Origin of the sequence: Bacillus sp. 0209A, assembly GCF_036765095.1 — a bacterium.
Lineage (GTDB): Bacteria > Bacillota > Bacilli > Bacillales > Bacillaceae > Bacillus > Bacillus subtilis_G.
In genome coordinates this window covers 1-11104 of record NZ_JBAIZV010000004.1, presented here as the reverse complement: position 1 = coordinate 11104, position 11104 = coordinate 1, and the positions used below count along the sequence as shown (strand labels likewise).

The following is an 11104-nucleotide window of genomic DNA, read 5'->3' as shown; positions in this document are numbered from 1 at the left end:
TTTTTCTTTACTTCTATTTAATGTAACATATTATCGTACTGTGCCCTTAGTGTACAACAAAAAACAGTCTAAAGAAAAGCGGGGCGCGAAAGACTGGGGAGAAACACATATGAACGTACTTGAAGACAAATTAAAACAAAAAGACATACAGCAATTTCGCGATGATTTAATCTCATGGTTCGAACGAGAGCAGCGCATTCTGCCGTGGAGAGAGGATCAAGATCCATATAAAGTGTGGGTATCTGAAGTGATGCTGCAGCAAACAAGAGTAGATACAGTGATTCCTTATTATCTGCGGTTTGTGGAACAATTCCCGACAGTGGAAGCGCTCGCTGATGCTGATGAAGAAAAAGTGCTGAAAGCATGGGAGGGGCTCGGCTATTATTCGCGAGTCCGAAATCTGCAAAGCGCGGTAAAAGAAGTCAAACAGGAATACGGGGGCATTGTTCCTCCAGACGAGAAAGATTTTGGCGGCTTAAAAGGCGTCGGCCCTTATACAAAGGGAGCTGTGCTCAGCATCGCCTACAATAAACCCGTCCCTGCGGTTGACGGAAATGTGATGCGTGTCATGTCCAGAATTCTTTCCATTTGGGATGACATAGCCAAACCAAAAACAAGGACGATCTTTGAAGATGCAGTTCGTGCATTTATTTCAAAAGAAAAACCATCTGAATTTAATCAAGGGTTGATGGAGCTGGGAGCCTTGATCTGTACGCCGAAATCACCTTCATGCCTGCTATGCCCGGTTCAGCAGCATTGCTCAGCATTTGAAGAAGGCACTGAACGGGAGCTTCCCGTAAAAAGCAAAAAGAAAAAGCCAGGGGTCAAATCAATGGCCGCGATCGTTCTGACTGATGAAGACGGACAAGTGTATATACACAAACGCCCGTCAAAAGGTTTGCTCGCCAACCTGTGGGAATTCCCTAATCTTGAAACACAGAAAGGAATCAAAACCGAGCGTGAACAGCTCACTGCATTTTTAGAAAACGAATGTGGGATACAAGCTGAGATCAGTGATCTGCAAGGTGTAGTCGAGCACGTTTTCACCCACCTGGTATGGAATATTTCTGTGTTTTTCGGTAAAGTAAAACAAGTGTCGGATACCGCAGAGCTGAAAAAAGTAACGAAAGAAGAGCTTGAACAATTTGCGTTCCCGGTGTCACATCAAAAAATCTGGAAGATGGCAGTGGAAGCAGCCGAATACAAGGCTGCTCCGTAAACGTTCTTAATCGTAAGTGACGCGCGTGCCGTGGGTGTAGTCCGCTTCATTTCGTTTCATCCCGCCTCGCGCTTCAATTTCTTGCGCTAATTCCCGGTATTTTGATTGGCCTTCTTCGTTTAAATAAGGCATAATTTGCTGAAAGGCATGATGAAAATAGGCGAGTTCACTGTTCTTCCAATCTTTTTTGGAAACCATGTTTAATTCGCTCATATCACGTCCGACATACATAACAGAAGATCCCCCTTTACGTTCTTGCCATTATTGTTTGTGGAAAAAAAAAAACTATACGCTACAAGGAGATGAGGAAAAAATGGAACAAAATAAATGCGCACTCGTAACAGGAAGCAGCCGAGGTGTCGGAAAAGCGGCAGCGATCAGGCTCGCTGAGAACGGTTATAACATCGTCATTAACTATGCACGCAGCAAAAAAGCCGCTTTGGAAACAGCGGAAGAAATCGAAAAGCTTGGTGTCAAAGTGCTTGTCGTAAAAGCAAACGTAGGACAGCAGGCAAAAATCAAAGAAATGTTTCAGCAAATTGAAGAAACGTTCGGCAGACTTGATGTTTTTGTTAATAATGCCGCTTCAGGCGTCCTGAGACCTGTCATGGAATTAGAAGAAACACACTGGGATTGGACGATGAACATTAATGCGAAGGCATTGCTTTTCTGCGCTCAGGAAGCGGCCAAGCTAATGGAAAAGAACGGAGGCGGGCATATCGTCAGCATCAGTTCACTAGGTTCTATCCGCTACCTGGAAAACTACACGACAGTTGGGGTATCTAAAGCGGCATTAGAAGCGTTAACCCGTTATCTCGCGGTTGAGCTTTCTCCAAAACAAATTATCGTCAATGCCGTATCGGGCGGAGCGATTGACACAGACGCGCTCAAACACTTCCCGAATAGAGAAGACCTGCTCGAGGATGCGCGTCAAAACACGCCGGCAGGACGCATGGTTGAGATTAAAGACATGGTTGATACTGTCGAATTTTTAGTGTCATCTAAGGCTGACATGATTCGCGGACAGACCATTATCATCGATGGCGGACGCTCGCTGCTCGTTTAAAAATTTTAAAAAAGAGGAATAGCCATACCGTCACCTGCACATTCTAATGACCGTGGAGGTGATAACAATGGCAAACCAAAATTTCAGCAAAACAAACGCACAACAAGTCAAAAAACAAAACCAACAATCAGCTGCTGGTCAAGGCCAATTCGGCACTGAATTTGCTAGCGAAACAAACGCTCAGCAAGTCAGAAAACAAAACCAGCAATCAGCTGCTGGCCAACAAGGTCAATTCGGCACTGAATTCGCTAGCGAAACAAACGTACAGCAGGTAAGACAGCAAAACCAATCTGCTGAACAAAACAAACAACAAAACAGCTAATCACTGAAACAGAAAAAAGCACTTCATCTTCGGGTGAAAGTGCTTTTTTCTGTTTGTAAAACGACAAAACTTGTGCAAGGTCTACAGAATGAGTCAAAGGGTTTGCTTTCTTGAGATCGAAATAATGAAAGGAGGAAACGTTTAGACTTTCACCAGGCTGAAGGAGGAACCGATGACGGAATTTGAAAAGCTGGTAAGTGAACAGATGAAAACGATGGACAAGCTTCTCGAGCTCCAATCAGAGCTCGACCGCTGCAAACAAATTGAAGCAGAACTCCGGCATTTGGAAAGAGATGCAAGGCTGCGCGGTATTCAGAATGAAATTGCGGTAAAACGGAAACATCTTGCCGATATAAAGGATATGTTTCAAAAACAGACAGAGCAGGTGATTCGTTCATATCGCAGCTCAGAAAAGCCGTCTTCCTTTGTGTAGAGCAGGAATGTGCCATTCCCCGGCCGGAATGGCTCTTTTATTTTCATTTTTCAATTTGTAACGTTATAATAGGTAAAAGACGTTGTCGGTAAGCAAAATTTGGACATACTAACTGTAGGGCTTTATAGAAAGTAGGGGAGAAATATGGGCTATCCCAAGGAAGGAGAAACCATTCAAATTCACAGCTATAAGCATAACGGGCTGATTCATAGAATTTGGAATGAGACGACAATCTTAAAAAGTACAGAAATGTGTGTCATTGGAGCCAATGACCGGACGATGGTTACCGAATCAGACGGCCGGACATGGATAACCAGAGAGCCCGCAATCTGTTATTTTCACGCAAGACAATGGTTTAATGTCATCGGGATGCTGAGGGAAGACGGAGTTCATTACTATTGTAATATCAGTTCTCCATTTGCCTACGATGGCGAAGCAATTAAATATATTGATTATGACTTAGATGTTAAGGTTTTTCCTGACATGACCTACAATATTCTCGATGAAGACGAATATGATGATCATCGGAAAGCCATGAATTATCCAAAAGAAATCGACAGTATTTTAAGAGACTACCTAAACACGCTGCTCCATTGGATTCACCAGCGTCAGGGACCGTTTGCTCCCGAGTTTGTCGATATGTGGTATGAACGGTATTTGCGCTATACAAAATAATGGTTATGTAAAAACCTGTTGGGGGGTACAACAGGTTTTTCACATGGGCTCACACACATCATGATAAAGAGAGGGGGAATCAACGTGGGGGTTATGAAACGCTACATGCAGTTCGTCAAGCCTTATAAGAAGCAAATTTTCGTTACAGTGTTAATTGGAATCGTAAAATTCTCCATTCCGCTTGCTCTCCCATTGCTTTTGAAGTACGTAGTTGACGATATTATTCAAGGAGGCGGCACAGCAAGTGACAAAACAACGTCATTGTTGACCATTATGGCGATTATGTTCGCCTTATTTTTAATTTTGCGCCCGCCTGTTGAATACTATAGGCAATATTTTGCCCAGTGGACAGCCAGCAAGGTGCTCTACGATATAAGAGCCAAGCTATTTGACCATATACAGAAACTGAGCCTTCGTTTTTATGCGAATACAAGAACAGGGGAAGTCATTTCCCGGGTGATCAATGATGTGGAACAAACAAAGGATTTTGTCATCACAGGTCTGATGAATATATGGCTTGATATGCTGACGATTTTGATTGTGATCTCTATCATGCTGACACTGGACATTAAATTAACGCTGATCTCTATCGTATTATTCCCATTATACGGCATATCAGTGAAGTATTTTTACGGCCGTTTAAGAAAGCTGACAAGGGAGCGCTCGCAGGCGCTAGCTCAAGTGCAGGGGCATTTGCACGAGCGCATTCAAGGCATGCCGGTTATCAGAAGTTTTGCGATAGAAGATCATGAACAAGCTAATTTTAATGAGAAAAACAGCCATTTCTTAAATAAAGCCATCAGCCACACGAATTGGAATGCCAAAACCTTTGCAGTCGTTAATACCATTACAGATTTGGCACCGCTCATCGTAATTGCTTGCGCCGGCTATTTTGTCATTAATGGGCCGCTGACAGTCGGCACAATGGTCGCGTTTGTCGGATATATTGACAGAATGTACAACCCAGTTAGAAGGCTGATTAATTCCTCTACAACATTAACGCAGTCAATCGCATCAATGGACAGGGTGTTTGAATTTATTGACGAGCCGTATGAACTCACTGACAAGCCAAATGCCATTAAGGCCGGTCGGATTCGCGGAGAAGTGGAATTTCAAAACGTTTCTTTTCAATATGAAAAGGAAAAAGAAAACATTCTCCATGATGTCTCTTTAAAAGTACATAGAGGAGAAACCGTAGCCCTTGTCGGCATGAGCGGAGGAGGTAAATCAACACTCGTCAGCCTGATCCCGAGATTTTATGATGTGACAAGCGGCAGACTGCTGATTGACGGGTCAGATATTCGCGATTATGAAGCGAGAAGCCTTCGCAACCAGGTTGGTATGGTGCTTCAGGATACCTTTTTATTCAGCGAAACGATTCGGGAAAACATCGCAATCGGCCAACCTGATGCCACGCTGGAAGAGATTATCGAAGCCGCCAAAGCTGCCAATGCCCATGAATTTATTATGAGTTTTCCAGAAGGGTATGAGACCCGGGTGGGAGAAAGAGGCGTGAAGCTGTCAGGCGGACAAAAGCAGCGGATCTCAATCGCGCGGGTATTTCTGAAAAATCCGCCGCTCCTCATTTTAGATGAAGCGACATCAGCTCTTGATCTGGAAAGTGAGCATTACATTCAAGAAGCGATGGATAAACTGGCAAAGGACAGAACAACCTTTGTTGTCGCCCACCGCTTATCAACCATCACACATGCGGATAAGATTGTGGTTATGGAAAACGGCACAATCACCGAAACAGGAACCCATCATGAACTCATGGACTATGACAGTCAGTACAAGCACTTATTTACCATTCAAAATTTGAGTTGAACATCAATCTTATATCCTTTCAACGAAGGATATAAGATTTTTTTGTATATTAAAAACCCGGCTGTTCAACCGGGTTACTCTTCTGTCTCTATTTCGCAGTCTTTCGGATGATACGTTTGAAAACTTGTAATCAGAGTTTCTAAATGTTCAAGCTGATCACGATATTCTACGGCGCTTGCCATAATACTGAGCATATTGTAATCGATTAGCTCATCATCTGTGTTCTGCTGATTTTTTAAAAATGACTTTGTTAAAAGCTGTTTATATTGAATGCCTTCTTCATCTGCGTCATCATGCGGCTTAATTTTTCCGACAAACCGCATCAAAATCCGTTCATGCCAGTAAAGCAGGTAATCAAGTTCTTCAGTCAGTGTTTCTTGAAACTCTTCCGGCATATGATAGATGTCGTTTTCAAGACGATGCAGCTTCTTCAATGTATCAAGCGCCCTGTTTCCAGTAATAATTGCCTGTCTGAACAGGACAAGCTTTCTTGATTTCACATAAGTCGTTTTCTTAAAGTAACTTCTTTCTTCTTTATATAGAAGATAAGTCTGATCAAGCTTGATCATTTTTTCTTTCAGCTTTTCAATATCCTCTTTCAAAATCGAATGCTCTGTTGACTGCCGCATGCTCAGCCTGATCCATTTCATAATTTCTTCTGTATTTTCAACGGTATTGTGAATCAGCTTTGTTTCGTACTTAGGAGGCAAAAACACAAGGTTGACGATAAAAGAAGACAGCACCCCCAAGATGACTGTGCTTGTTCTGATCAGCGCGAACATTAAAAAGTCGTCACCGGCGGATTCTAAAATCGCGATAACTGTTACAAGTGCAATTGAAATGGTATGTTCAATTTTAAGCTTCAGCATGATTGTAATGACAATAACTGCTGTCAACCCGATCATAATCGGGCTGGGTCCAAAAATAAGGCCGAACACTGTGGCGATAACAGCTCCGATAATATTGGCCTGAACCTGATCAATAATAATAAGAAAAGAGCGGTAAATCGACGGCTGAATCGCAAATATCGCTGCAATCCCAGCGAAAATCGGCGCGGGAAGCCCGATCCACGAAGCCAAATAAAGAGCCAGTGTAATCGCAATCCCGGTTTTGAAAATGCGGGCACCAAGTTTCATTGGTTTGTGCGTGCATTCCTTTCTATAATAAATTATGTGACAAAGCAAATGGGCTATCCTTAAAATTCCCGGTCAGTTTATTTGCTAAACAATTAAGTAATATACAGGGATCAATACAAATATTCAAGCTATTTTTTCAAGAAAAAGACCAAAATCTTACACGCTGTGGGAATGAATGAAAAAACAGGAGCTTTATGCTCCTGTCCAAGGGGTGTGATCCTAGTTTTTAAGATGTTTAAAAGCATCCTCGACAGCTGCAAGCGTGTCTTTAATATCCTGCTCTGTGTGTGCTGTTGTAATAAACCAGGCTTCATATTTAGATGGTGCTAAATTAATTCCGCGTTCCAGCATCAGCTTGAAAAACGTAGCGAATGTTTCACCGTCACTGCGTTCAGCCTGCTCGTAATTTTCGATTTTCTCCTCAGAGAAATAAACCGTGAGTGCACCCTTTAACCGGTTGACAGTAATCGTGATGCCATGTGTTTCTGCGTGCTGTAAAATGCCTTCCTCCAGCATAGCGCCAAGATGATCAAGCTTTTCATACACGCCTTCCTCTTTGAGCACTTCCAAACAAGCGATGCCTGATAGGATGGAAGCGGGATTACCGGCCATTGTTCCAGCCTGATAAGCCGGTCCGAGCGGAGCTACCTGCTCCATAATTTCTTTTTTACCCCCATAGGCGCCAATTGGAAGTCCGCCGCCGATAATTTTTCCGAGTGCGGTTAAATCCGGTTTCACCTGTAAGAGATTCTGCGCGCCGCCATACATAAAGCGGAAAGCCGTAATGACTTCATCGTAAATAACGAGAGCGCCCGCATCGTGTGTCAATTCATTTACTTTTTCCAAGAAGCCCTCTTTCGGCTCAACAATTCCAAAGTTGCCGACAATCGGCTCAACGAGAACCGCCGCGATTTCACTGCCCCATTTATCAAGGGCTGCTTTATAGCTTGCGATATCATTAAATGGAACTGTGATTACTTCGTTTGCGATGCTTTTCGGTACGCCGGCTGAGTCTGGCGTGCCGAGAGTAGACGGGCCAGAGCCGGCTGCGACAAGAACAAGATCCGAATGCCCGTGATAACAGCCTGCAAATTTAATGATTTTTGTCCGGCCTGTATATGCGCGAGCCACGCGGATGGTTGTCATCACAGCCTCTGTTCCTGAATTGACAAATCTTACTTTGTCCATAGCGGGAATGGCTTCTTTGAGCATTTTTGCAAATGTAACCTCATGTTTTGTCGGTGTTCCATATAATACACCGTTCTCTGCCGCTTTTTTAATCGCTTCTGTAATATGCGGGTGGGCATGCCCTGTGATGATCGGACCGTACGCCGCTAAATAATCGATGTACTTATTGCCGTCAACATCCCAAAAATAAGCGCCGTTTGCTTTCTCCATTGCGACGGGAGAACCGCCGCCGACCGCTTTATATGATCTAGACGGGCTGTTTACTCCGCCGACAATGTGCGTTAATGCCTCGTTGTGAAGTTCAATTGATTTTGTATGCAAAAATAAAAACCTCCTATATCTCCATGCGTCCTTTCTATTGTAGCATGCTTCCCAATAAGAACAACGGATTCGGGCTTAAGATGGAGAGGACGATGGTTGTAATCTGTACAAGAATTGGATACGCTTAATAAAAAACATTCGGAGGTAAAGCAATGACTATAGAAATCGGACAAAAAGCGCCTGATCTTGAGTTAAAGGGCGATCATGGGGAAACAGTAACATTATCGGATTATAAAGGGAAGTATATCGTGCTTTACTTTTATCCAAAAGACATGACACCGGGATGCACAACTGAAGCATGCGATTTTCGGGACAGCCATGAAAGCTTCGCTGAACTTGATGCTGTTATTATCGGCGTCAGCCCGGACAGCCAGGAAAAACACGGAAAATTTAAAGAGAAGCATAACCTTCCATTTCTGCTTCTTGTTGATGACGAACATAAGCTGGCGGAAGCATTTGATGTTTGGAAGCTGAAGAAAAACTTTGGAAAAGAATATATGGGAATTGAGCGCTCTACTTTTTTGATTGATAAGGAAGGTCGGCTCGTTAAAGAATGGAGAAAGGTAAAAGTAAAAGACCATGTAGCCGAAGCGCTTCAGACACTCAAGGATATGTCGGAAAAGTAAACTGATTTGGTTACTTTCACCCTGATATCAATTGACAAATTATCGTAAAAAGAGTTACACTAATTATAAACATTACAATGTAAGAATTTTTTTTAGAAGAGAGGTGCATGACGGATGGCTGCACATGAACTAAAAGAAGCCTTAGAAACGTTGAAGGAAACCGGAGTTCGCATTACTCCTCAACGTCATGCGATTCTGGAATATCTCGTTAACTCTATGGCTCATCCAACAGCGGACGATATATATAAAGCTCTGGAAGGGAAGTTTCCTAACATGAGCGTAGCGACGGTATATAACAATTTGCGTGTGTTCCGGGAATCCGGTTTGGTAAAAGAGCTCACATACGGTGATGCTTCCAGCAGATTCGATTTTGTCACATCCGATCACTATCACGCGATCTGTGAAAACTGCGGCAAAATTGTGGACTTCCACTACCCGGGCCTTGACGAAGTGGAGCAGCTTGCTGCACATGTCACGGGCTTTAAAGTAAGTCACCACCGTTTAGAAATTTACGGCGTCTGCCAAGAGTGTTCAAAAAAAGAAAACCATTAAAAATAAGCTGACCGTTTCGTACGGTCAGCTTATTTTATTTGGACATTTTCTTTTTATTATAAGCCTCATCAAATTCTTTTCCTTCTAAGCCCCTATCTAAAGTCAGCGGCTCTCTGCAATGCATGCACATATCTACTCTTCCCAAAACCTTTGTCTCTTTTTCACAGCCCGGACATATGACGCGGACCGCTTTGGTCGAAAGCATACCGATCCAAAAGTAAACAACCGTGCTGAGCCCGATGGATAAAAGCCCTAGTATCATAAACAAACTAGAAATCAAAACGGACTCCTTGAAAAAGATCCCGATGTACATAATGACAAACCCAACGAAAACCAAACTTAACGCAAATGTTCTGATTTTATTAATTTTGCTGGAGTATTTCGCCATGTCCATCCCCCTCTGACTTTAACTATAGCACAAACCCAATGGGATTTTCTTCATGTTTTCGGTTGAACTGGAATTTACATATGGAGACTTACTGTGAAATTGTTTATAATAGTTCAATGTGTTTAGAATAAAGGAATTTCGTTTTAACCATAGAATTGAATCAAATAGAAAATAAAAAAATTGAACATTTGCATTGGAGGAATAGTGATGGATAATCTTCTCCGTCCAATTTACCAAGAAAGAGCAAGTCATCCCAACACATTGGCTGTCATTATGATCGAGAGAAGAAACAAAACATCTTCCTTAACAGATAACTTTGATGCCGCTTTGCTTGTGATTGTAAAGGAGGCTGACGAGCCTGTTTTTATAAAGCATTATGAATTTGATCAAAAAACAGCTTCTTTGCATGTGGTAACAGATTCTCAGATTCAAGAATGGATTTTGCTCGGGACAAATAGAAGAATCATAGATTGGATTGTAAATGGCAAAGTCATGTTTGACCGCAATGAATACATTGCCGAGCTGATTGACAGGCTGAATACATTTCCGTTTGCCGAACGCAAACTGAAGATCGGACTTGAATACGGCAAATTAATCAGAAGATATGTTGAAGGAAAAGCTTTTTTTGAAGCCAATCAATTTTTAGATGCCTACAACGCGGTTGTTCATGCGCTGCATCATTTAGCGCGTATAGAAGTAATCGACAGAGGATTCCATCCGGAAACCACGGTATGGAGCCAAGTGCGCCAGATGGAGCCTCAAGTATACAAATTATATTCCGAGCTGATTGAAAGTCACGAGAGCTTGGAAAAAAGACTCGAATTATTATTCTTAGCAAATGATTTCCTCATCCATTCTAAATCTGAAATCGGTTCGGCACATCTTTTCGAGGTGATGAAAGAAAGAGACATTTGGCAATTCGGTGAGCTTCTTCAGCATCCTGACTTAAAGCACTTTACCCAAGACCTTGGCGTTATACTGGATTACCTGACTGACAAGGGACTTATTAACGTCTGCCAGATAGAAACGAAAGGACAGGCTGTCTATCACCGAGGATATTCTTTTAAAAAAGGTGTTGACTCTGATTCTTGACCATGGTATATTATTAAACGTCGCTGATGCGCTTCTAAAAAAACAAGCTCACAGCGGCGGAGAAATAAAATAAAAAACATTTGACAAAAGAAAGTTGAAATGTTATATTAATAAAGTCGCTTCAACAAGAAGTGAGAATGATCTTTGAAAACTAAACAAGACAAAACGTACCTGTTAATTCATTTTTTTAAAAATCGTACAGCAATGTGCGTAGTCAGGGGCCTGCACGATGCAGGTCATGCAGATGTTGTCACAGGAT

At 42.4% G+C, this 11104-nt stretch carries 13 protein-coding genes; 9 read left to right on the top strand and 4 right to left on the bottom strand.

Going from position 1 to position 11104, the window contains the following annotated elements:
- The first annotated feature begins 109 nt into the window (after positions 1-109).
- On the top strand, positions 110-1219 hold the full coding sequence (gene mutY, locus V6D44_RS15305) for an A/G-specific adenine glycosylase (RefSeq protein WP_253268958.1): 1110 nt from the start codon (positions 110-112) through the stop codon (positions 1217-1219).
- A 6-nt stretch (positions 1220-1225) separates the two neighbouring features.
- On the opposite strand, the gene V6D44_RS15300 is transcribed toward mutY, so the two are convergent.
- Complete coding sequence (locus tag V6D44_RS15300) at positions 1226-1450, bottom strand: hypothetical protein (protein ID WP_148963672.1); 225 nt, start codon at positions 1448-1450, stop codon at positions 1226-1228.
- An 82-nt stretch (positions 1451-1532) separates the two neighbouring features.
- Here V6D44_RS15300 and fabL point away from each other — a divergent pair, with 82 nt between their 5' ends.
- The 5 genes from fabL to V6D44_RS15275 all read left to right on the top strand — a co-directional run bounded on the left by fabL (position 1533) and on the right by V6D44_RS15275 (position 5542).
- A complete protein-coding gene (gene fabL, locus V6D44_RS15295) occupies positions 1533-2285 on the top strand; it encodes an enoyl-[acyl-carrier-protein] reductase FabL (RefSeq protein WP_087992625.1) in 753 nt (250 codons plus the stop codon).
- A 67-nt stretch (positions 2286-2352) separates the two neighbouring features.
- The gene (locus V6D44_RS15290; protein ID WP_148963673.1) at positions 2353-2607 is read left to right on the top strand and encodes a gamma-type small acid-soluble spore protein; all 255 of its coding nucleotides are present in this window, start codon (positions 2353-2355) and stop codon (positions 2605-2607) included.
- A 172-nt stretch (positions 2608-2779) separates the two neighbouring features.
- Positions 2780-3040, top strand: a complete 261-nt coding sequence (locus V6D44_RS15285) for a YgaB family protein (RefSeq protein ID WP_087992627.1) — start codon at positions 2780-2782, stop codon at positions 3038-3040.
- Between the two features lie 144 nt (positions 3041-3184).
- Complete coding sequence (ntdP, locus tag V6D44_RS15280; protein ID WP_003223272.1) at positions 3185-3715, top strand: nucleoside tri-diphosphate phosphatase; 531 nt, start codon at positions 3185-3187, stop codon at positions 3713-3715.
- A gap of 84 nt (positions 3716-3799) precedes the next feature.
- Positions 3800-5542, top strand: coding sequence for an ABC transporter ATP-binding protein (locus tag V6D44_RS15275; protein WP_141113416.1), 1743 nt, complete (start codon positions 3800-3802; stop codon positions 5540-5542).
- Positions 5543-5616: 74 nt separating this feature from the next.
- Here the strand turns inward: V6D44_RS15275 and V6D44_RS15270 are convergent, their stop codons facing one another.
- Positions 5617-6678 (bottom strand): aromatic acid exporter family protein, encoded by a 1062-nt coding sequence (locus tag V6D44_RS15270; protein ID WP_087992629.1) that lies wholly within the window; start codon positions 6676-6678, stop codon positions 5617-5619.
- A gap of 219 nt (positions 6679-6897) precedes the next feature.
- On the bottom strand, positions 6898-8187 hold the full coding sequence (locus V6D44_RS15265) for a glutamate-1-semialdehyde 2,1-aminomutase (RefSeq protein ID WP_253268959.1): 1290 nt from the start codon (positions 8185-8187) through the stop codon (positions 6898-6900).
- Between the two features lie 152 nt (positions 8188-8339).
- Between V6D44_RS15265 and bcp the strand changes: the two genes are divergently transcribed.
- Together bcp and perR are read left to right on the top strand one after the other, a co-directional pair.
- A complete protein-coding gene (gene bcp / locus V6D44_RS15260; protein ID WP_003223280.1) occupies positions 8340-8813 on the top strand; it encodes a thioredoxin-dependent thiol peroxidase in 474 nt (157 codons plus the stop codon).
- 114 nt (positions 8814-8927) lie between these two features.
- A complete protein-coding gene (perR, locus tag V6D44_RS15255; RefSeq protein WP_003223285.1) occupies positions 8928-9365 on the top strand; it encodes a peroxide-responsive transcriptional repressor PerR in 438 nt (145 codons plus the stop codon).
- A 34-nt stretch (positions 9366-9399) separates the two neighbouring features.
- Here the strand turns inward: perR and V6D44_RS15250 are convergent, their stop codons facing one another.
- Positions 9400-9753 (bottom strand): YgzB family protein, encoded by a 354-nt coding sequence (locus V6D44_RS15250; RefSeq protein WP_253268960.1) that lies wholly within the window; start codon positions 9751-9753, stop codon positions 9400-9402.
- A 207-nt stretch (positions 9754-9960) separates the two neighbouring features.
- Here V6D44_RS15250 and V6D44_RS15245 point away from each other — a divergent pair, with 207 nt between their 5' ends.
- Entirely contained in the window at positions 9961-10845 is an 885-nt protein-coding gene (locus V6D44_RS15245; RefSeq protein ID WP_087992632.1) for a nucleotidyltransferase-like protein, read from the top strand.
- The last annotated feature ends 259 nt before the right edge of the window (positions 10846-11104 follow it).